Below are 21633 nucleotides of genomic sequence, written 5' to 3'. Positions count from 1 at the left end.
CGTATCTATTGTAAACCAGTTTTTCCACTTGTAGGTTTCGCAGCTGTACGGGTTTCTTTATCAAGTAGGCTGTAGATGATAGGTACAATAAAGAGTGTTAAAAATGTACTCGATGTCAGTCCGCCAATGACTGCAATCGCCATTGGCTGATTGATCTCAGTTCCTTCCCCAAGTCCAAGGGCCAGTGGAATTAGACCTAGAATCGTTGTTAAAGCTGTCATGAGAATCGGTCGAATCCGGTCTCGAGAAGTCGAAATAATTGCATCATACGACCCCATGCCTTGTGCCTTGCGGCTATTGATGGTGTCCACAAGAACGATTCCGTTATTCACCACAATTCCCACTAGAATCAAGATTCCAATCACGGCAGGAATACTAACCGGGGTACTCGTTGCAAATAAACCAATTCCAATCCCGATAATAATGAGCGGAACAGTGAAGATGATGACAAATGGATATTTGAATGATTCAAATTGTGCGGCCATGACCAGGTAGACTAAAACTATGGCTAATACAACAGCAAGTGCCATATCTCCAGCAGCATCTTCTAAAAGTTCACGATCTCCACCAAATGTAATCTCTACAGTTTCAGGCATATTGGCTTGTTCAATGACCTCATCCACGCGCGTAGACATGTCCCCTAAGGTTTGGCTGGATTCATATGCAAGTTCGACAGTCACGGCACGTTGCTGGTCTACTTGGCGTATTGAAACAGGTGAATCTGCGATATCTACAGTTGCGACTTCATTAAGCGCTACAAAACTTCCTGAAGGGGCACGGAGCTTGAACTGTACAAGATCACTGACAGAAGTATACAGATCCTTTGGATACTGAACGTATACACTATATACATCATCTTCTGGGGTAACGATTTGAGTTGACAATACTCCTCGTGTTGCCTCTGTAACGGACTGAGCTAACTGTGCAGGAACAAATCCATACTCTAATGCTTTTTCCCTGTCTACTTCGATAATGACTTCTTCAATCGTATCAGACAGATCACTTGTCACTTCCGTTACATAATCTAGTAAAGCAATCCGCTCTTCGATATCTTTTACGGCTGCTTCAAGTTCGTCGTTGTTCGTAGAAGTCATAGTAAAGGTTAACGTGTTCGGCGTAGATCCTGCTGCTGTTTGTAAGGCAAACTCAATTTCCGCTCGTTCCCCTATCTTTTCTTCAACCTCTGGTTTTAATTCATCGACAAATTCAAAGACAGAACGTTCACGGTCTCCAAGATCTTTTAGTTTGACATAGATTTCCGCTTGATTTTGTGATCCCGAACCTTGGTTCTGACCCTGCTGTGTGCTGCCGATGAGCGAAGTATAGACATCGACATCCGGTTGGTTACGGAAAAGGTCTTCAATATCTGTAACCACTTCTTCTGTAGCATTTAGAGATGCCCCGTTTGGTAATTCTGCCCGTACCGTGACAAAGCCTTCATCCGTCGGCGGCAAAAACTCTGTTCCAACACGGAATAATCCGAAGGCAGATACACCGATCAAGACAGTTGTAATTAGCATGACAACAAGACGATGACCAAGTGCCCAACGAATGGATCGTTCATAATTGTTATACGCCTTTGAGCGTTTGCGACGCGCTTCGATATTGCCTTTTGGCTTCTTTAAGAAAATACTTGCAGCCATCGGAATAATGGTTAAAGCAACAACTAGAGAAGCAAATAAACTAAATGAGATGGTCATAGCAAATTCTGTGAACAGCTGCCCAATGAGCCCTGACAAAAAGATAACGGGTACAAATACAGCTATCGTCGTAAGTGTGGACGCCGTAATGGCACCCGCCATTTCTTTCGTTCCGATGAGTGCAGCTTCTTTTTTTTCTTTACCTAGCCCCATATGACGCTCAATGTTCTCAATTACCACAATGGAATTATCCACAAGCATTCCAATTCCTAGTGCAAGAGCACCTAATGTCATGATGTTCAAGGAAAAGCCCGTAAAGTACATAAGAACGAAAGTCACAACAACAGAATACGGAATTGCAGCTCCGACTATAATTGGACTACGGATGCCACGAAGGAATAAAAACAGCACAATCATTGCAAAAAGGGCACCAAACAATAAGGATTGTCCTATGTTATTGATAGCAAGCTTTACATAGTCACCTTGATCAAAAAGGGTGGATGCATGGACGTCTTGAAATCGTTCTTCGTCCAACAATTCATTGAGATTGTTCTGGAAGTTTGTCGATACGCTGGCAGTGTTGGCGCTCGACTCTTGGAATACGGAAACAAGGATGGCTGGCTCATCATTTGCACGTGTAATCGTACTTTGATTTCGTTCGCCAATTGTCACTTCTGCGACATCCCCAATGGTTACAGATTCACCTGTTAGCGGATTCACAGTAATGGCAAGTTGAGAAATCTCCTCCGTTGATTGGAGATTAGAGATGACACGTGTGGTTAATAATTGATTGTCTTCGGTCTCAATCGGATCACCGGGAAGTGAGACGTTAGAAGCTTGAATCGATTGAACGACATCAGTCAGCGTTAACCCACGTTCTTCAAGTGCATTGGGATCTGTTTCAATAATGACATCCTCAATCATCGTACCAGAGATACTCACACTGGCGACTCCTTCTGTTCGGAGCAGTTGTTGTTCGATCTCGTCCGCCAAGTCTACAATATTTTCTTGCCCCTCCGAGTTAATGGCTAATTGAATGATTGGAAATTGAGATGGATCAAATTTTAAAAAGCGAGGTTCCTGCGCACCTTCAGGAAGAGGAATTAGATCGATGCGTTGAAGGATGTCGAGTTGTACATCTTCAATATTTGTTGACCAGTCAAATTGGAGGAGAATAAAATTCGCTCCCTCTTGTGAAGTGCTGCTAACCGTTTCAATTCCTGGTAATGTACTAAATTGTGATTCTAACGGTTTGGTGATTTTTTCATTTACTTCCAGCGGTGATGCACCGGAATAGTTCGTGACAACAACACCAATGGGTGGATTTAAATTTGGAATTAAAGTGACCGGTATTTTTGTTAAAGACACACCGCCAAGTATCAAAATGACGAGCATCGTCACAACTGTAAATACAGGCCGGCGAATAGAAAAACGGCTTAAGTTCATTAATGTGGCTCCTTCCACGTGCATTACTTTAATCATAGAGAGTCGAACATAAGAATACAAATGACAGAAACCAAATGGAATTAAAAAGAACAACTTCGTCAAAAGTTGTTCAAGTTTATATTAAAGCAAGTTATAGAGTTTCATATGCTCATATTTGTCCTGGAACCAACGCATCGCAAAATCATTTTCAAATAAGAAAACATAACGATCGTAGCGGTCACGCACCAGCATACTTCGTGGGCTTGTCATAGATTCTTTCACATCTTCTTCATTTTCAATCCAGCGAGCCACTTTAGAGCCAATCGGCTCCATACGTACCTCCACATTGTATTCGTTTTTCATGCGATGCTCAAAAACCTCGAACTGAAGTTGACCAACCGCACCGAGAATGACATCTTCCGTGTGAAGAGTCTTATAATATTGAATTGCGCCTTCTTGTACAAGCTGCAAGATCCCTTTGTGGAAATGCTTAGACTTCATGACATTTTTGGCTGTGACTTTCATAAACAATTCCGGTGTGAACTGAGGAAGCTTCTCAAATTCGAATGCTTTTTTCCCTCCAACTACCGTGTCTCCAATTTGATAATTCCCCACGTCATAAAGTCCGATAATGTCTCCAGCTACTGCTGATTCTACCGTTTCACGATCATCTGCTAAGAACTGTGTGGAAGAAGTAACTTTAAATGACTTCCCGGTACGTGCAAGTGTAATGTTCATTCCACGATTAAATTCTCCAGAAACAATACGAACAAAGGCGATACGGTCTCGGTGAGCCGGGTTCATATTGGCTTGAATCTTAAAGATAAACCCAGCAAATTCATTTGTCGCTGGGTCTACGATTTCACCATCTGCAGTCATCCGTGGCTGTGGCTTTGGCGCAAAGTCGAGATAGGTTTCTAAGAAAGTTTGTACACCGAAGTTGGTTAAGGCACTCCCAAAGAATACAGGAGTAAGCTCCCCTTTTTTCACGCGCTCGACATCAAAATCATTCCCTGCTTCACTTAGCAGTTGAATGTCTTCTAGTGCCTGCTGATAATAGGATGTCGCTTTCATAGGATGATCTTGTACCAAGTTCCCCTCTTCGTCAATTTCTAAGAAGCGGTCTTGTTCTTCTGTCCGGAACTGCTCAATTCGGTTGTTGTATCGATCATATATTCCAAGAAACTCTTTCCCCATTCCAATCGGCCAGTTCATTGCGTATGATTCAATTTCAAGAACCTCTTCAATCTCTTCCATTAGTTCCAGAGGTTCTTTCCCTTGCCGGTCCAATTTGTTAATAAATGTGAATATTGGAATACCACGCATACGACAGACTTTAAACAGTTTAAGCGTCTGTGCTTCAATTCCTTTCGCGGCATCTACGATCATAACTGCACTATCTACTGCCATCAGTGTGCGGTATGTATCTTCACTGAAATCTTGGTGCCCAGGTGTATCTAGGATATTAATACGGTTTCCTCTGTAATCAAATTGCATCACAGACGAAGTAACAGAAATTCCCCGCTGTTTCTCAATTTCCATCCAGTCAGATGTTGCGAATTTACCTGTCTTTTTTCCTTTGACTGTCCCTGCATCACGAATGGCTCCACCGAAGTATAGAAGCTTTTCTGTCATGGTTGTTTTACCGGCATCTGGGTGAGAGATGATAGCAAAAGTTCTTCGTTTTTGAATTTCATCTATTGTCGTCATTCATTTAATCTCCTTCATTTTTGCCTATCTAATCATACGTATTTTTACGTCTCAAGGCAAGTTAGACAAGCGGAGACAATATATATTTCTCAAGTAAGCGATACGTAGCGTTCATCGAATCTTCATGCGTTCGTTCATATGCGTGAGAAGATTCTATCCCTGCTCCACATAATGCATGTTTTACATCTGCTCCCGCTTTCACTGCTGCAGAAGCATCTGAAGCGTAATAAGGGTAAATATCGACAGCATGTGGGATGTCGTGTTCTTTTGCTAGCGATATCAAATGTGATGTCAATTCATAGTGATAAGGTCCAGACCCGTCTTTCGCACAGATAGACACGGTGTATTCATTGGACGCTTGGCCATCTCCGAGTGCTCCCATGTCAACAGCTAAGTATTCGGAGACGTTCGACGGAATGGAGGAATTACCCCCATAGCCGATTTCTTCATTATTTGAAATATAGATATACGTATCTACTGGCAGTGATAGAGATTCATCTTTTACCTTTTTCGCTAAAGATAGTAAAAGAGCTACACTCAATTTGTCATCTAGGTGGCGGGATTTGATGAACCCAGAAGCTGTATGTTCAAAGCGTGCATCAAAACTCACAACATCACCTACGCTAATTCCAAGTGCAGACGTTTGATCTTTTGAGGTGGTCTTTTCATCTATACGAACTTCAATATGTTCGTCGGAACGGTCTATTGTTCCTGACTTTGCATAGACATGGACGGAAGACTGATGCATGAGAATGGTTCCTCTGTATGTACGACCATCGCGAGTATGAATTGAACACCCTTCATTCTCCACTGCATTCCATGTAAATCCGCCTACTCGATTTAATTTTAGTCGGCCATCCGCTTTCACTTCTCGAACCATCGCTCCGAGTGTATCTACGTGAGCTGTCAAAAGTCGTGCGGAAGATGAGGACTTGCCAGCTAGTTTAAATAGGACGGATCCTTTGTTCGTTTTTTCAACCGTATAGTCTAAATTTTCTATGTAACCTTGCACCCACTTCATGATTTGAGTTGTATATCCCGTTGGACTTGGTTTATTCACTAATTTTTCCACTACATGAATGATTTCTTTCATATAATAACCCCTTTCCATCCTTATCATAGCAGAAGTTATAGTCAATCTGTATCATTCCTGCTAAACTTTAGAAAGAGTCCGATGTTTGTTTGGAAAGGATGATGTTATGGGAAATCGAATCCCCACACAAATGCGTATGAAGTATTTTTCACTTTTGATCATCCTTTATATTGCACTTCATATGATGTATGCTAGCCTTCACCCGAATATATATGGTCTGACATTTTATATAGTGAACATTCTCTTTGTCCTTGGATTTTTATTCTTCTATCTAATGCGGGATTTACCAAGCTGGTCGGTCTACCTGTTTGTATTAGGTATCAATTTCTATGTTGTTTATGAATACTCTGTGAGCAGTACGTACATTTACATAATCTTCTTAGCCTACCCTATTTTATTAGCTGCTTATTTCCAACTTTTGCCTTTAATCTTTGTGGTTATGGTCGCCACGTATATTGAACTCTTCTTTATTTTAGCTTTCATATCTGGTTCTTTTTCCACCCGGTTAACTAAAGGTGATATGGAACTACTGCTCTTCTTCTTCTTCTTGTTGCTAAGTACAACAATACTACACATTTGGATAGAAAGACGAGTAATGACTTTTATACAATCACAAAACCAACTGATGAAGAGTCAGCTTCTTTCGAAAGAAGGCTATTTACGTTTATTTTTTGATACAGCCCGTGATGGAATTGCCGTGTTTGATTTAGACAATAGATTAATCGATTTAAATCCCGCTTTTGAAGAATTATATGGCTACAAACGTCAGGAAGTCATTGGGAAACAAGTCTTCTTTTTTCCCCCGCACAGGGTAAACGAAGCAATCGAGCTGACCAACCGTATTCGTGCGGGCGAGAGTTTCAATCACCTGCAAACCCAAGATATGAGAAAAGATGGCACATTAATCGATGTCCAACTAACGCTGTCCCCTATACACAATAAAAAGGGGGACATAATTGCGATGTCTGTGATTTCTCGTGACATCAGCTTACAAAAAGAAGCGGAGCGATTGAAACTAGAAACAGAAAAGCTACATCTTGCCGGCGAAATTGCCGCTGGGGTAGCACATGAGATTCGGAATCCAATGACTATCATTTCTGGTTTTATTCAAATGATGAATGAACACAAAGACTCTCCTTCTTACCGTTATACCTCCCTGATTGAAAGTGAAATTAAAAGAATCGAATACATTATCAGTGAGTTTCTATTATTATCAAAACCAACACCTTCGCCTGAAGATAAATTTTTGCTACGAGATATATTGAATGATGTTCTGACCCTCTTTGAGCATCAAATTAAAGCAAATGACATCAAGTTACATCACGAGTGGAATGCGCACAATAGTTGGTTGCAAGGAGATGCCGCGCATATCAAACAAGTAGTCATCAACCTTGTAAAAAATGCTATTGAATCCATGTCATCGCAAAGAGAGCTGCATCTATATAGCTATTCAAAAAATCACGTTGACTACATTGTTGTCATTCGCGACACAGGCACAGGAATGACAGAAGAAGTCATTGAAAATCTCTTTAAACCTTTCTATACGACGAAAGCAGAAGGCTTTGGCCTAGGTATGATGATTTGTCAAAAAATCATGGCAGATGTAGGTGGGCGAATCGAAGTACAATCTCAACCTGGTAAAGGAACAACTGTATATCTCCATTTTAAGAAAGCAAAAGAGAGCTCAGGTGAACTGAACCAAAAAAGTTAGACTAGTGTCTAACTTTTATGGGGCAGTTCAAGGGTGAGCTCTCTTGTTATCAACGAAAGACGGTACGGACTAGTTTAGCTTTTGATTTGTATGGCGGAAATAGTAGTTTGACAGGAAGTTTTGTATTCTTTCGTAATACAGATTTTTTATGAGTAAATTGATCAAAACTCGCTTTTCCGTGATAAGCCCCTTGTCCGGAAGGTCCTACACCACCAAACGGCAAACCAACACTACCAACGTGACTGACCGTATCATTGATACAGCCACCTCCGTATGGAAGAGATTCAATAAAGTAATCTTGAGCCTTTTCATGTTCACTGAAGAAGTAGGCTGCGAGCGGTTTTGGTAGTTTACGAATTTGATAGATGGCTTGACTTAAATCTTTATAAGCTAATATAGGAAGAATCGGTCCAAAAATTTCATCTTCCATGAGAGGGTGATCAAAACTTTCAATCTCGTAGATAGATGGTTCGACAAAAAGATCAACTTTGTCTTTTTCTCCTCCAAATATTAATTCAGTTTGAGAACGGTCCATTAATTTAGCTAACCGGTCAAATTGTTTGTCACTCACGATTCGTGCAAAATCTGGACTCTGTTGACGATTAGCTCCATAGAATTCTTCGATTGTCTGTCCTAAACGTTGGATAAACTCTTCTTTGACATCTTCATGGACCATTACATAATCTGGTGCGACACACGTCTGGCCAGCATTAGAAAATTTTCCCCAAGCAATACGTTTGGCAGCAACTTCTAAGTTTGCTGTGTGGTCAATGACTGCAGGGGATTTCCCCCCAAGCTCGAGCGCGATGGGCGTGAGTCGTTCTGCAGCTGCTTTCATGACGATTTTTCCAACAGCAACACTTCCTGTGAAGAAGATAAAATCAAACGGCGCATGGATTAATGTCGATGTTTCTTCTTTTTCGCCTTCTACTACTCGGACATATTCCGGTGGGAACGTCTCTTCAATTAATTCTTTCACAATAGCTGCCACATGTGGTGTTGCTTCAGATGGCTTAACAATCGCTGCATTTCCTCCAATGATGGCTCCAATCAATGGTTCCATGACAAGCTGGAATGGATAATTGTAAGGAGCAATAATCAAACAGCTTCCATACGGCTCAGAAACAATATAGCTTTTTGCCGGTTGTAAATAAGGAGGTGTCTTTTTGCTCTCTGGTTTCACCCAATCGGCCAAGTGCTTTTTCATATAATTAATTGATTCGTAAATTATGCCCACTTCCGTTGTAAACGCTTCAAATTCCCCTTTTCGAAGATCTTTATACAGTGCTTCCAGTATGGCAGACTCATACTTTTTAATGGCTGATTTCAAAACATCTAAGTGTTGTAATCGAAATTCAAGTGATTTCGTTTCCCCACTATAAACAAAATATTTTTGTGTACGTATCCATACATCCAATTGCTCATCTGTAAAATTCATCCCATACTTCCCTCCCTCACTATCTAATTAAAAGTATACGGGCTTTACGAATGTTTCACAATGAATAGCTATTCACTCCTCCAACTTTGGACTCATTTTTAAAGATAGTAGGTTTTCTTTGTAACTTTTAGGGGTAATTTTCAGATAACTACATATACAAATAAAAAGTAATGATTATCGGAGGAGGAAACGACATGAATGAAACAACAAAATGGTGGGATGAAGTTTTTACTGGACCAATGGCACTTGGCATCAATAAAGAACGCTTAGCGGAACTTGAAGAAGAATCATTCATTTATTTCCAAACGGACAATATTACTGAAGATAAACCATCTTGATAATTGTAAAATAACTATCTAGACACTCTCGTAGTGTCTTTTTTCATGTAGATAGTAGTGTGTGCTATGCTAGAGCAGGTGATGAAAATGAAAACATGGATAGGATTGCTTGTAATTGTCGCCCTACTTTCAGGGTGCCAACTATTTGAGACCTCCACTTCTTCCGAAGAAGTAGAAATCGTAGAGGTCGTAGACGGGGATACGATTCGCATCAAATGGCAAGGTGATAATAAACTTGTACGTTATCTCTTAATTGATACGCCCGAAACGAATCACCCTCGTCTAGGGAAACAACCTTTTGGAGAAGAAGCAAAGGCTTTAAATGAGGAGTTATTGAAGAATGCATCCGTATCTATCGAGTTTGACATTGGAGAACGATACGATGATTACGGACGACTCCTTGCTTATGTTTATGCGGATGGTGAACGAGTACAGGATCAACTGGTGGCTGCTGGGGTGGCAAGAGTAGCATATGTCTATCCACCAAATACACGCTATTTAGATGAATTAGAAGAAGCGCAAAAATTAGCGAAAGGTCAACAGTTGGGTGTCTGGGCTTACGACTATTATGTAACAGATCGAGGGTTTGATGCGGCCAGCTATGATTTGCAAGAGAGTGATAATCCAGAATGTACTATCAAAGGAAATATTAATAGACAAGGTGAAAAAATTTATCATGTTCCCGAAGGTCGATACTACAGTCAGACGAATCCAGAAGAATGGTTTTGCTCTGAAAGACAGGCCCGAGATGCGGGCTTCCGGAAATCAGGACAATAAAAAACCTCCAGCCGGAGGTTTTTTTAAGTAGTTGCGCCTTCCACATTGGTTTCTGGTGCTGTCTCTTCTGGAGAGATATCGTGAAACGTTTCATTTTGCTCCTCTAAGTCTCTTGTACGGTGAGCGATACGCGATGCAGCACTAGCTGCAATGCTAGCTGCCAAGTCATCTAAGAATGTATGAACCTGTTCCCCTGCTTTTGTATCCAGTTTCGAGATGATGCCAATTTTATTTTTGTCTAAGTGGCCAAAAGTCGTCACTGCGATACTTCCATATGTGAAGACTGAACCTAAAGCAATGGTCTCATCTACACCGAATAATCCTTCATCACTTTCGACAATTGATTGGAGTGGTTCTGATAACTTTTTCTTCTCAGCCAGCTCATCGAGTTCAATTCCAACCAGAATCGCATGTTGCATTTCACGTTTTTTCAAGACCGATTTCACGGACTCTTCACAGTGTTCCATAGTCAGTCCATCGTTATAGGGAACTTGCATTTCATAAACAATACTAGCTATATCTTCAAGCGTAACGCCTCTTCGCTCTAACGCACTTTTTGTTGCTTGGTACACCGTATCGGAGTGGACACGACTTTTTGTTGTATTTGAATCCATAAATGATTCCTCCTGACTTTTCTGCATTAGTCTAATTGTAGATGATTTGATACAATTTGAATACTACTACGATTGAGGTGAACTGCATGATCCGTGGGAAAATAGAAGAACGCAAATTTTATAGTACAGCACTCGATGAAGAAATTACGCTCCTCATATACTTGCCAGCTACTTTTTCTCCTTTGTATAAATACTCATTGCTCATTGCTTCCGACGGAAGAGATTACTTCCAATTAGGACGACTATCACGTGTCGCAGATGAGTTGCTTGATGAAGAAAAAATTGAAAACGTAATTATTGTCGGGGTCCCTTATGAAAACGTCAAAGATCGTCGTTCAAAGTACCATCCAGAAGGAACGAAGTTTGATGCGTATATGCGTTTTTTAGCTCAAGAACTCGTTCCTTATTTAGACGCCGAGTTTCCTACGTATCAAATTGGGATGGGCCGAGGATTAATTGGAGATTCGTTGGCAGGGACCATTTCTTTGATGACAGCTAGCCGTTACCCTCATACCTTTGGAAAAGTAATCTTACATTCACCTTATGTCAATTTAAAAGTGATGGAAGCCGTTAAAAAAGTTCCAGCGCATTCATTTAGTGTAGATCATGTCATCGGTCTAGCAGAAACGGACGTTCCAACAGGTGATGGGGTGAACAAAAACTTCTTGGAAGAAAATCGTGAATTGTCTTTGGTGTTTCAAGAAAAAGGATTTCAGTACACCTACCTCGAAGTAGATGGTAACCATACATGGAAAACTTGGCAAAAAGATATGACGCGGGCTTTACACGATAATTACACGAAATAACTGTATTTTTGGTATACTAAGAAAAGAAAGAAAAGATATGGAGGGATTTGACATGAAGTTTGGTATTGTTGCATTTCCATCAAAAACTGTTCAAGATTTTGCGAACTCGTATCGCAAACGCTATGATCCACATTATGCGCTCATCACACCACATATGACGTTGAAAGGTGTGTTCGAAGCTGATGATCAAGAAATTAAGACCATCGCTGCGAAAGTAGCAGATGTCGCTTCATCTCAAAAGCCTTTTACTCTTAAAACTACAGGAATCAGTTCGTTTGCACCTGTAACAAATGCCATTTATTTCAAAGTGGAAGCAACAAATGAATTGTTATCCTTGCATAAGAAATTAGCAGACGTTGACTATAAAGATTCCGAGCAATATGCCTTTGTTCCACACATTACGATTGCCCAAAAATTAACTTCGAGTGAACATGACGACATTTATCCACAATTAAAAATGATTGGTGCTTCTTTTGAAGAAATCATTGATCGCATCCATTTACTCTACCAATTAGAAGATGGCTCATGGACTGTCCATGAAACTTTCCGTCTTTCTGGAAAATAAAATGATACAAGCAAAGCAAGTCTCTACTGAACAGGAATATCAGGATGCGCTCGCCATACGACGTAGAGTCTTTACCTTCGAGCAAGGGGTTCCCCCGCATCTGGAACTTGATGAATTTGAAGAAGACGCCGTACACTTTGTCGTTTATGAAGAAGACCATCCAATAGGGGCGGGGCGGTTCCGGAAGTATGCAGATCATGTAGCAAAAGTGGAACGAATTTGTATACTACCTGACTTCAGGGGACGTCATCTTGGTAATCTATTGATGAATGAAATCGAACGTATAGCGAAACAGCAAGACTATGCAAGTGTCCGTCTCAACTCACAAAGTAATGCCATTCCATTTTATGAAAAGCGTGGATATACCATCACGTCACCTGAGTTTATGGACGCTGGCATTCCGCACCGCGTTATGAATAAAGAACTTTAATAAAAAGACGAATCGCTCCCATAAAAGAAGCGATCCGTCTTTTTTTAATTGAGCATTTTTTCAATATGTTCCATGGTGAGTCCATTTCCGGACTTCAGGATGGACTGTGTTAATTCATCTTCTACTTTTTGAGAAATTGGTTTGCCTGTCAATCTGCCCACTTTACGAATAACTTTCCGGACATGTCGTTCGTTCGTAAAATCAGCTGCTGACACCGAATGAACAACCTCAATAATCTGATCCATAGTCAAGCCAGTTCGCGACTCAATCATACGCCAAAGTTTTGAATTCATATTCTCCTCCTCTTCTGTATCTTATGTACGAGAAGAGAGAGCGTCTAGGTCAATCATAGTGGACTGGACGGTTTTTAAAGATAATGGCTCCTATCATACCGAAAAGAATTGCGGAACTAATCCCTGCACTCGTGACTTGAAACATGCCTGTCAAAACACCAATATAGCCATTTTCCTTTGCTTCTGTTAAAACACCATGAACAAGTGCGTTGCCAAAAGACGTAATAGGAACAGTTGCACCAGCTCCAGCGAAATCAATCAGCGGTTCATAGAGGCCAAGGCCATCTAGAATCGCACCAGACACAACTAATGTCGTTAACATATGTGCCGGAGTCATTTTACCAACGTCTAATAACAGTTGTCCAATGACACAGATTGCTCCTCCAATTAAAAATGCCCATAAAAATGTCATGGTTTCACTCTCCATTCCATCGCATGTGCGATTGACGGAATTGTTTTGCCTTGTTGAAAAGTAAGTGGAGACAATAATGCGCCTGTTGCAACAAGTAATACTCGCTTCCATTTTTCCTTCTGCATATTGTCGAGTACATGGGTAAAGTAAACAGCTGCACTGCACCCCGCTCCACTTCCCCCAGCATTACAAAATGTTTCTTTTCCGTAAAACAACGCCCCTGCATCTCGTATCACGCCTTCTTGATCTGAAAGAAGAGTCTTTACAATCTCTAAACCGTATTTCCCAAGATCACCAGTAATAATGGCATCGTAATCTGAGAGTTCGGCGTTCATTCCTTTAAGGTGCCGCTCTATCGTATCAATGGCAGCAGGAGCCATTGCAGAACCCATGTCATAAGGATTCGATTGATTGGCATCCATTACTTTGCCGATTGTCGCATGGGAAAGATAAGGACCCTTTTCAACTCTCCCCCAGATGGCAGAAACTCCTGCCGTCACTGTCCACTGGGCTGTATCTGGTTTTTGAGACCCATATTCAATTGGATAGCGAAATTGGCGTTCGACAGCTGCATGGAAGCTTCCTGTTGTCATCAAGATAGGAGATTGGGTAAGTTGACCAAAAATAGCTGCTTGAATAGAAGCTTGTACGCTTGTCGCGCACGCTGAAAACAAAGGATACATCGGTATACCATGACCTGCTGCTGAAAATGTCGTTGGCGTCATTTGATTAATGAGATCCCCTCCGACCGCATAGGCAATTTCATTCGCTTGCAATTCAGCTTTTTCAAGAGCTCGATGTCGTGATTTATCAAATAAAACTTGATGAAGATCTTCATACGAAAACTTTTTATTATTTTCTTCATGTAAAAATTCATCAAAATAAGAAGCAAATGCACTATTCTTTTCCATTGGACCTGCCGTGACAGATGCGGCGAGCACTCCCATCATCTTAGGAAAATATAAGGTTTCTACCATTCAATCCACCCAAATGTAACCAGTGTCGTTTTAACAATCCCTACGATAAATGCTGCCAAAACCCCAAAAGCGATGACCGACCCGGCAAGTTTGAACATGTTTGCTGCTGTTCCTAATACATATCCTTCTGTTCGATGTTCAATAGCAGCAGAAATCATGGCATTCCCGAAGCCAGTTACAGGTACGGCAGAACCTGCTCCTCCAAATTGACCGAGTTTTTTATAGTAGCCAAGACCTGTGGCAATCATCGACAGAAACACTAATGTGGCGACAACGGGATCTCCCGCTTCTTTTTCTGTGAAGCCAAACCACTTCATATATCCCCATTGCATACATTGTCCTATCAAACAAATCGTTCCTCCTACCAAAAAAGCCTTGATGACATTTTTGAGATAGGGTGGTTTCGGTATGACTTGGTCTACTACTTGCTGATAACGTTGCATCATTCTACCTCCCTTTTACCCGTCAGTATGGATAGATGAAGTATTTCATAAACATAATTATTTCTTTGCGTTAAAAAGTGCCCTGTCGCATTAAAAATACATGCATATCTTAAGCGTAGAGGAGGTGAAAATATGAGTTGTTCAAATTGTTCAGATGTCGAGTCCTTCGGAGGAGGACACAGAAATTGTGTATGTGAAGTTGTTCGAGAAATCAAGAGAATTCAAGATGCTGCTACGAATAACGACTGCAACCCTTGTGGGTTCACATGTTTCTCAGAACCACTTGGCGGATTAGTGAGCCCTACACGAAATCAAGCCGATACACGGGTTTTTACATTGCTTACTAAAGACGGCACGCCATTTTTCTCAACATTCCTAGATGAAAATGGTCCGGATTGTGACTGTGTGTCTGTATTTTTCCGTGTCAATGATTTCGTTGATGATTGTTGCGTCACATTATCTGTATTACGTCCACTAAATACCCAAAAACAGGAAGTTGATTTACTCAATGAATACGGTACTGGCTTAAATTTAAGAAAATTGTGTAAAGTACGTCACTTTGAGCTGACAGGTACGTGTATCACGGTTGACCTTCGTTGTTTCTGCGGAATCAACTGTATCGCAGACGTTTTCTTAGATGTGTGTGATTAATCCATGCGCAGATGATTGCTTCTAAACAGGGCACGCCAATTGTGGCGTGCCCTTTTCCTATAGCCCTGAAATAAACATGGTTGCTAAGCCTAAATAAATTAAGATACTGATGATGTCATTGATGGTTGTGATAAAGGGTCCTGAGGCGACCGCAGGATCAATGTTCATGCGATGAATAAGGAGCGGAATAAATGATCCAGCGATTGTCGCTACGATAATCGATGACGAGATTGCAGCGCCGACAAGAAGTCCAATTAGGAAATCACCTTTCCAAAAATAAACTAAGAAGACAACTAGTATTCCACTGGTCACCCCAGTGATTAGACCTGTTCCCGCTTCACGGAATAACAGTTTTAATTTGGACTCTTCTTCAATATCACCCGTCGCAATTCCCCGTACCGCTACCGCGAGCGCTTGCGTTCCGCTATTTCCAGCCATCCCAGCAATGAGCGGGATAAAGACAGCGAGCAGAGCGACTTGATCTAGCGTCTCTTCGAAAACACCGATAATGTTTGCTGTAAACATGCCGAGAAATAATAGGATCAATAACCATGGCAATCGTTTTTTTGCAGCTTGGAATGGGCTTTTATCGAATGTGTCCATGTCCGAGACTGCAGCTAACTTGGAGTAATCGTCAGATGCCTCTTCGTCTAGCACGTCAATGATGTCATCCACTGTAATGATTCCGAGTAAATACTTTCTATGATCTACGACGGGAAGTGCTAAAAAGTCATAGTCTTTCATCATGCGTGCGACTTCTTCTTGGTCTTCTGATACGAGAACACTGACGACTCGGTCATTCATGATGTCTTTAATTAATGTATCTTCTTCTGCAATAATTAAATCGCGTAACGAAATAACGCCAGTCAAGAAATGGTCATCATCAACTACAAAGAGATAATAAATGGTTTCCGCTTTAGGCGCTTCATTTCTTAAAATTGTCATAGCCGAGCGCACCGTCGAGCTTTGTGGAATAGAAACATATTCCGTAGTCATTATTGAGCCAGCCGTGTACTCTTCGTAATGAAGCAAGTCTTTGATTTCCTGAGCAGATTCCGCATCCATCATACTTAAGTAACTGACTACTTGATCTTTGTCTAATTCATTCAAGACATCTACTGCATTATCCGCGTACATGTTAGCTAACATATCTGCTGCGTAAGACGGGTCCATTTCCTCAAGAAGTCCCTGATACTCTTCATCATCAAAATTATTCGCTTCAAAAATATCAGCTACTTCTTCAGGTGACAGAAACGTGAAAATGGTCTTACGCTGTTCTGGAGTCGCCTTATCAAAAAAGACAGACTGATCGTAGGGATGAAGCTCCATGAATTTATCACGGAAGGCATCAATCTGCTGGGATTCTAGATAGTGAAATAAAAGCTCTTCTCGCTGTTCTAATTCAATTTTCTCTTCTGCCATGGAAGTAGCCTCCTTTCACAACGTTTTCTATGTCAGGTGGAAACGGGCTCGTAAACAGACAAGTTTCTAGTGTGAGGGGATGTTGAAACATCAATGAATAGGCATGCAACGCTTGTCTATTCAGCCACTTCATAGACCCCCCGTACAAATCATCTCCAAGTAAAGGGTGGCCCATATATGCCATATGAACTCGAATCTGATGTGTCCTTCCTGTCCAAAGTTTAATATCGACAAGCGTAGCTTGGAAATCACCAGATAACCTCATCTTCACTCGATATTCCGTTTTCGCAAATTTCCCATCGGGAGAAACATGTCGTTCAATGATAGAATCGCCCTTTCTAGCTATAGGCGCAATCAAGACATCCGTTTCTTTTTTTACATGACCTTCCACAACCGCATAATAGCGTTTATCAATCCGATGATTTTGTAATTGTAGACTTAACTGATGGTGAGCATGCCGATGTTTCGCCACGAGAACAAGACCTGATGTATCACGGTCAAGTCGAGTCACCATATGGACGGTCGCTAGATATTCCTTCTTTATATAATACCCAGCGATTCGATTGGCGAGAGAATCGTGAGGATGGTCCTTTGAAGGAATTGATGGTAATCCCGGAGGCTTATCCACAATCAGTAAATGATCATCTTCATATACAATTACCAGCGGTTTATTTACTGTAATTAATCCATCACTCATTTTTTCTGGAGGAAAGACGATTGTCACCACGTCCCCATCAGTAATTCGCTTACGTACGGTATGCTCTTGCCCATTGACAAGAAGCGTTCCCCCTTGAAATTTAATATCTGTCAATGCGCGTTTAGAGATACCTGCTTGCCGTACGACTTCTCTAAGAAGTTGATCGGGCCCTCTATGAACAAGACGAAATTCAAAGTTATTCTTCATGATCCGAATCGATGAATGAATCATGTACTCTTTTCCAAAACGGGAAGGGACGGAAACGGGCAAATCGAATTTTCTCTTCCGCCACTTTGTAACTGATGGAGGATACATCCTTATGTAAGAGTTGCAGATGATCAACAGTTACCATGAAATCAACAGCTTTTACTGGTTTTAATGTACACGTATGATGCTTTGGCAAGACCAAAGGTGATCCTACAGTTCGGAAAACACGGTTATTAATCGATGCAATCTCAGAAAGCTGCATAGCATCCAGTGAAGGGTGGACGATAGCGCCACCAAGTGCTTTGTTGTAAGCTGTTGACCCGGAAGGTGTAGACATACATAATCCGTCCCCACGGAATGTTTCAAAGTGCATATCATTTAAAAAGACGTCCATAACAAGTGTCACATCCGGAGATTTTACAGTAGATTCATTTAAAGCTAAGTAGGTCGCATGATCCTCATTCGATTGATAATGAACGGTTACTTCAAGGAGTGGGTATTCAATAAAATTGAACTCCTCTTTCGCTATGCTAATGACAAGCTTTTCTATTTCATTTGGCTTCCAGTCCGCATAAAACCCAAGATGTCCTGTGTGAAGTCCCACAAAAGCTACTTTGGATGAACTGTCTTTATATTTATGAAACGCGTGAAGTAGGGTCCCATCTCCCCCGATAGATAAAACGACGTCTGGTGCCTTTTCATCGTAAACCAGCTCAAAGCTCTCTAAATATTTTCGGGCCGTTTCGCTTAATCGGTTGGATAACTCGTCCCCACGTGATTGAATCGCAAATCTCATGAATCTCCCTCCTCCCTCTGATCTCTCCATCCTGGTGTTGATTGTTCTTTAAATTCGGTGAAGTACACTTGTGCTTCTTGAATCTCATGCCGTATTAGAGACATTTCTTCATCTAAACGGAATGCTGCTTCAGCGGCAGATTGTAAACGTTTCTTGATATTTTCAGGAAAGTCACCTTTGTATTTATAATTTAATGAATGCTCAATCGATGACCAAAAATTCATGGCAAGTGTTCGAATTTGAATTTCTGCAAGAATCTTTATTTCTCCGTTAATCGTTTGAACGGGATATTCCACAATCAAATGATACGAACGATAGCCACTTTGTTTTTTGTTTGAAATATAGTCCCTTTCCTCAACAATCCTCATATCTTGACGTTCTCGAATAAGAGCAACAACAGATTCAATATCATCTACAAATTGACACATAAGTCGAAGTCCTGCGATATCTGGAATTTCTGCAGCAAGTTGAGGAGATGGAATGAAAGGGATCTTTTTCTCTAATGTCTTGTCATATATACTTGCGAGTGGCTTCAAACGACCGGTAACAAATTCAATCGGGGAAGTCGCATTATGTACGGTATATTGCGCACGCACTCCCTTTAGCTTTACTTTCAACTCACTAACCGCTTGTTTATAGGGATCTAAAAATTGTTCCCATTGACCCACTTCCACTCACCACCTTACTCTTCAGTCTTCTCATAAAAGGTCTTAAATGTTTTTTCCACTTCTTCAATAAAATGTTGCCCATAATTGTCATTGCCTTCAATATTCGTCAGCAGCATAGTCAACTCATTGTTAAAGTCGAGAAGTTCAATCTTATGACTTCCATCACTCAGAAAAACAGGGCCAGGCTCTTTTGCGATAAGGCTGAGCGCACCCCAATCTTTATAATCAAAATGAAGATATGTATACTGATCTCCATTTTCAATTAAATAAACAAAACTCATTCGATCTGTATCGGTAATCATGCGACTACTGGCAGTCATCGCCGCCTCAAGATGTTCTACAGTAACTGTCCATTTGGTGTCTTCATGAATAATGGCCAAAACGTCTAAAGTATTCATCCTTATACATCCTTTCAACGGTTGTTAGGCTTATTTTAGCACACTCTACTTCGCAAGAGGTATAATGGAAAAAAGAGGTGAACGTATGAATAAACACAATGAAATTGAATTTAAAACGATGCTAACAGAAGCCGAATATGAACACCTTATACATGCATATCCTTCTCCTTCTTATACCCAAAAAAACATTTATTTAGATACTCGGGATGGTTTTTATCAAAAACGCAAGATTGGTTGTCGCATTCGCATCAAGAATGACAGTTACGAATTCACATTAAAAGAACCAAAGACGGACGATATAACAGAAGAAACGAACTGGCCACTTCATAAAACGGATTTCCTTGAATTTCAGCGTACTGGTAATTTTAAACCTGACTGGCTAGATGTACCTACCCCTCTGGTGAGCATTGGAGAAATAGTAACGACTCGAAGTGAACATCCATTTCGGTCCGGTCAATTGATGATGGACCGGTCGACGTATTTCGACGTCATAGATTATGAACTGGAATTCGAAGTCGCTAACTATAAAAAAGGGAAAGCACAATTTGAGGAATTACTTGTCCTTCACAACTTGCCATTTCGTCCTGCGAAGAAGAAATTAGTACGTATGTTGGAAGTCTCAAAGTAAACGTCAAAAGTTCCTATTAGTGTCTATCATTTGAGAAAACCTTGCGAGGTTGATAGAATATATAGACACTACTACTTAAAGGAGTTTCGAACCAATGACTAAACCGATCCTTCCATATGACCAGATTGGAGAAGCGAAACTCTCTGAACTCATTGATGTATTTTATAGATACGTAGGATTACATCCACTTTTAAAGCCTATTTTTCCTGATGACTTGACTGAAACAGCTCGTAAACAAAAACAGTTTATGACGCAGTATTTAGGAGGTCCTGATTTATATACACATGAGCATGGCCATCCCATGATGCGCATGCGTCATAATCCATTTCCTATTACACCTGAAAGAGCTGAAGCATGGCTTAGTTGCATGCACCAAGCAATGGATGATGTCGGGCTCGAAGGTCATTTTAGAGAACAATATTATAAGCGGCTTGTTTTAACAGCCCATCATATGGTAAATACACCGAGTGACAAGGAGGATTTCATGTGACGAAGCCACAACCAGAACTCACGGCCTTGGAAACCGGCGGCGCTGTCAAACCCATTGAAATCTATGCCTTTCTAGACCCGCTATGCCCTGATTCATGGCGATTTCAATTGACTTTAAAGCGGCTCCAGATTGATTACGGGCATTATTTTACACTTCGTGTGATCCTTAGTACGGATTTAAATAAACTAAATAAAGGGACTGCCTGTCACCATGCGATTGATCCATCAGAACCAATTCTTGAGATCGAACACCCTGTACTTCCAAGCATTGCAGTAAAGGCGGCCGAATTTCAAGGGAAGCGAATGGCCAATCGTTTCCTTTCTAATTTGCAGGAAGCCTATTTTGTCTATCGACAAAACGTAAACTCACTAGCGACATTAAAAGGAATTGCTTACGAATCATCGATTGATGTCAAAGAATTTTTAGAAGACATTCGTTCAAGAGAATGTGCACGCTCGTTTCAAAGTGATTTATCTATCTCATGTGAGATGGAAATTGATGAATTTCCAAGCATCGTATTTTTCAATGAAAATATTGAAGATGAAGGCATCAAAATCTCAGGCGTCTATTCGTACGAAATCTATGAGCATGTACTTTCTGAACTTGTGGGGACAGTCATAGAAAAACAATCTCCACCTGAGATTGATCACTTGTTAGATCAATATAGTCCTCTATCTACACGCGAAATCGCCATGTATTACAATATGCAAGAAAAACAAGTAGAGTATGAAATGAAGAAAAAGTACTTACAGCGAGAAGTGGACCGAGTGATTGTTGGTGGAGTTACGAAGTGGAAATCAATAAAATAAGAAAAAGACCTTGTTCAACCTACCGTTGACAAGGTCTTTTTCACTTACAAAGGGGATGGGAGAAATGTTCACGTTAAACAAAGGGGTGTATGTTTTATGTGAATTATTTCACATCCTTAATTTATCACAGCTAGGTAGTGGGTTCAATGTGTTTGCTCATCATTTCACAATTTCGTCATAATGAAAACCCTTACT

General features: G+C 40.8%; 24 protein-coding genes. 10 read left to right on the top strand and 14 right to left on the bottom strand.

Going from position 1 to position 21633, the window contains the following annotated elements; translation table 11 throughout:
- Positions 1-5: 5 nt before the first annotated feature.
- From ACFO0S_RS01100 to ACFO0S_RS01090, 3 genes are all read right to left on the bottom strand, one after another.
- A complete protein-coding gene (locus tag ACFO0S_RS01100; RefSeq protein ID WP_378139266.1) occupies positions 6-3086 on the bottom strand; it encodes an efflux RND transporter permease subunit in 3081 nt (1026 codons plus the stop codon).
- A gap of 120 nt (positions 3087-3206) precedes the next feature.
- Positions 3207-4775, bottom strand: coding sequence for a peptide chain release factor 3 (locus tag ACFO0S_RS01095; protein ID WP_378139264.1), 1569 nt, complete (start codon positions 4773-4775; stop codon positions 3207-3209).
- A 61-nt stretch (positions 4776-4836) separates the two neighbouring features.
- Complete coding sequence (locus ACFO0S_RS01090) at positions 4837-5886, bottom strand: M42 family metallopeptidase (protein WP_378139373.1); 1050 nt, start codon at positions 5884-5886, stop codon at positions 4837-4839.
- A gap of 88 nt (positions 5887-5974) precedes the next feature.
- Between ACFO0S_RS01090 and ACFO0S_RS01085 the strand changes: the two genes are divergently transcribed.
- Positions 5975-7579, top strand: a complete 1605-nt coding sequence (locus ACFO0S_RS01085) for a two-component system sensor histidine kinase NtrB (RefSeq protein WP_378139262.1) — start codon at positions 5975-5977, stop codon at positions 7577-7579.
- A 49-nt stretch (positions 7580-7628) separates the two neighbouring features.
- On the opposite strand, the gene ACFO0S_RS01080 is transcribed toward ACFO0S_RS01085, so the two are convergent.
- Positions 7629-9017, bottom strand: a complete 1389-nt coding sequence (locus tag ACFO0S_RS01080) for an aldehyde dehydrogenase (RefSeq protein WP_378139260.1) — start codon at positions 9015-9017, stop codon at positions 7629-7631.
- Between the two features lie 194 nt (positions 9018-9211).
- On the opposite strand from ACFO0S_RS01080, the gene ACFO0S_RS01075 reads away from it, so the two are divergent.
- Both ACFO0S_RS01075 and ACFO0S_RS01070 read left to right on the top strand, forming a co-directional pair.
- The gene (locus ACFO0S_RS01075) at positions 9212-9355 is read left to right on the top strand and encodes a hypothetical protein (RefSeq protein ID WP_378139258.1); all 144 of its coding nucleotides are present in this window, start codon (positions 9212-9214) and stop codon (positions 9353-9355) included.
- Positions 9356-9442: 87 nt separating this feature from the next.
- Positions 9443-10132 carry a thermonuclease family protein gene (locus ACFO0S_RS01070; protein ID WP_378139256.1) on the top strand — a complete coding sequence of 230 codons (690 nt, stop codon included), beginning with the start codon at positions 9443-9445 and terminating at the stop codon, positions 10130-10132.
- A 23-nt stretch (positions 10133-10155) separates the two neighbouring features.
- On the opposite strand, the gene ACFO0S_RS01065 is transcribed toward ACFO0S_RS01070, so the two are convergent.
- Positions 10156-10746, bottom strand: a complete 591-nt coding sequence (locus tag ACFO0S_RS01065) for a phosphatidylglycerophosphatase A family protein (RefSeq protein ID WP_378139254.1) — start codon at positions 10744-10746, stop codon at positions 10156-10158.
- 86 nt (positions 10747-10832) lie between these two features.
- On the opposite strand from ACFO0S_RS01065, the gene ACFO0S_RS01060 reads away from it, so the two are divergent.
- Genes ACFO0S_RS01060 through ACFO0S_RS01050 form a run of 3 tightly spaced genes read left to right on the top strand, consistent with a single transcriptional unit; the run spans position 10833 to position 12547 of the window.
- Positions 10833-11552 (top strand): alpha/beta hydrolase, encoded by a 720-nt coding sequence (locus tag ACFO0S_RS01060; protein ID WP_378139252.1) that lies wholly within the window; start codon positions 10833-10835, stop codon positions 11550-11552.
- A 52-nt stretch (positions 11553-11604) separates the two neighbouring features.
- Positions 11605-12117: a YjcG family protein gene (locus ACFO0S_RS01055; protein WP_378139250.1), complete on the top strand. Its 513-nt coding sequence runs from the start codon at positions 11605-11607 to the stop codon at positions 12115-12117.
- A gap of 1 nt (position 12118) precedes the next feature.
- Positions 12119-12547: a GNAT family N-acetyltransferase gene (locus ACFO0S_RS01050; protein ID WP_378139248.1), complete on the top strand. Its 429-nt coding sequence runs from the start codon at positions 12119-12121 to the stop codon at positions 12545-12547.
- Between the two features lie 44 nt (positions 12548-12591).
- On the opposite strand, the gene ACFO0S_RS01045 is transcribed toward ACFO0S_RS01050, so the two are convergent.
- Genes ACFO0S_RS01045 through spoVAC form a run of 4 tightly spaced genes read right to left on the bottom strand, consistent with a single transcriptional unit; the run spans position 12592 to position 14672 of the window.
- Positions 12592-12840 (bottom strand): stage VI sporulation protein F, encoded by a 249-nt coding sequence (locus ACFO0S_RS01045; protein ID WP_378139246.1) that lies wholly within the window; start codon positions 12838-12840, stop codon positions 12592-12594.
- 49 nt (positions 12841-12889) lie between these two features.
- Positions 12890-13252 (bottom strand): stage V sporulation protein AE, encoded by a 363-nt coding sequence (gene spoVAE / locus ACFO0S_RS01040; RefSeq protein WP_378139244.1) that lies wholly within the window; start codon positions 13250-13252, stop codon positions 12890-12892.
- Positions 13249-14229 carry a stage V sporulation protein AD gene (locus ACFO0S_RS01035; protein ID WP_378139242.1) on the bottom strand — a complete coding sequence of 327 codons (981 nt, stop codon included), beginning with the start codon at positions 14227-14229 and terminating at the stop codon, positions 13249-13251. Before ACFO0S_RS01035 ends, spoVAE begins: the two co-directional genes overlap by 4 nt.
- The gene (spoVAC, locus tag ACFO0S_RS01030; RefSeq protein ID WP_378139239.1) at positions 14223-14672 is read right to left on the bottom strand and encodes a stage V sporulation protein AC; all 450 of its coding nucleotides are present in this window, start codon (positions 14670-14672) and stop codon (positions 14223-14225) included. Before spoVAC ends, ACFO0S_RS01035 begins: the two co-directional genes overlap by 7 nt.
- Before the next feature lie 132 nt (positions 14673-14804).
- Between spoVAC and ACFO0S_RS01025 the strand changes: the two genes are divergently transcribed.
- Positions 14805-15323 (top strand): CotY/CotZ family spore coat protein, encoded by a 519-nt coding sequence (locus ACFO0S_RS01025; protein WP_378139237.1) that lies wholly within the window; start codon positions 14805-14807, stop codon positions 15321-15323.
- 57 nt (positions 15324-15380) lie between these two features.
- Here the strand turns inward: ACFO0S_RS01025 and mgtE are convergent, their stop codons facing one another.
- The 5 genes from mgtE to ACFO0S_RS01000 are packed head-to-tail and all read right to left on the bottom strand — an operon-like array spanning position 15381 to position 19511.
- Complete coding sequence (gene mgtE / locus ACFO0S_RS01020; protein ID WP_378139235.1) at positions 15381-16745, bottom strand: magnesium transporter; 1365 nt, start codon at positions 16743-16745, stop codon at positions 15381-15383.
- Positions 16726-17673 (bottom strand): RluA family pseudouridine synthase, encoded by a 948-nt coding sequence (locus ACFO0S_RS01015; protein WP_378139233.1) that lies wholly within the window; start codon positions 17671-17673, stop codon positions 16726-16728. Before ACFO0S_RS01015 ends, mgtE begins: the two co-directional genes overlap by 20 nt.
- The gene (locus tag ACFO0S_RS01010) at positions 17639-18445 is read right to left on the bottom strand and encodes an NAD kinase (RefSeq protein ID WP_378139231.1); all 807 of its coding nucleotides are present in this window, start codon (positions 18443-18445) and stop codon (positions 17639-17641) included. Before ACFO0S_RS01010 ends, ACFO0S_RS01015 begins: the two co-directional genes overlap by 35 nt.
- Positions 18442-19113 (bottom strand): GTP diphosphokinase, encoded by a 672-nt coding sequence (gene yjbM / locus ACFO0S_RS01005; protein WP_378139229.1) that lies wholly within the window; start codon positions 19111-19113, stop codon positions 18442-18444. Before yjbM ends, ACFO0S_RS01010 begins: the two co-directional genes overlap by 4 nt.
- Positions 19114-19127: 14 nt before the next feature.
- Positions 19128-19511: a UPF0738 family protein gene (locus tag ACFO0S_RS01000; RefSeq protein ID WP_378139227.1), complete on the bottom strand. Its 384-nt coding sequence runs from the start codon at positions 19509-19511 to the stop codon at positions 19128-19130.
- Between the two features lie 85 nt (positions 19512-19596).
- Here ACFO0S_RS01000 and ACFO0S_RS00995 point away from each other — a divergent pair, with 85 nt between their 5' ends.
- The 3 genes from ACFO0S_RS00995 (at position 19597) to ACFO0S_RS00985 (ending at position 21438) form a co-directional block, all read left to right on the top strand.
- Complete coding sequence (locus ACFO0S_RS00995; protein WP_378139225.1) at positions 19597-20139, top strand: CYTH domain-containing protein; 543 nt, start codon at positions 19597-19599, stop codon at positions 20137-20139.
- 94 nt (positions 20140-20233) lie between these two features.
- Positions 20234-20629, top strand: a complete 396-nt coding sequence (locus ACFO0S_RS00990) for a globin domain-containing protein (RefSeq protein WP_378139222.1) — start codon at positions 20234-20236, stop codon at positions 20627-20629.
- A complete protein-coding gene (locus ACFO0S_RS00985) occupies positions 20626-21438 on the top strand; it encodes a DsbA family protein (RefSeq protein ID WP_378139220.1) in 813 nt (270 codons plus the stop codon). Before ACFO0S_RS00990 ends, ACFO0S_RS00985 begins: the two co-directional genes overlap by 4 nt.
- The last annotated feature ends 195 nt before the right edge of the window (positions 21439-21633 follow it).

This window comes from Chryseomicrobium palamuruense (assembly GCF_042649045.1).
Taxonomy (GTDB): domain Bacteria; phylum Bacillota; class Bacilli; order Bacillales_A; family Planococcaceae; genus Chryseomicrobium; species Chryseomicrobium palamuruense.
Note: the sequence above shows the minus strand (reverse complement) of the source record. Positions and strands in the feature narration are given on the sequence as shown.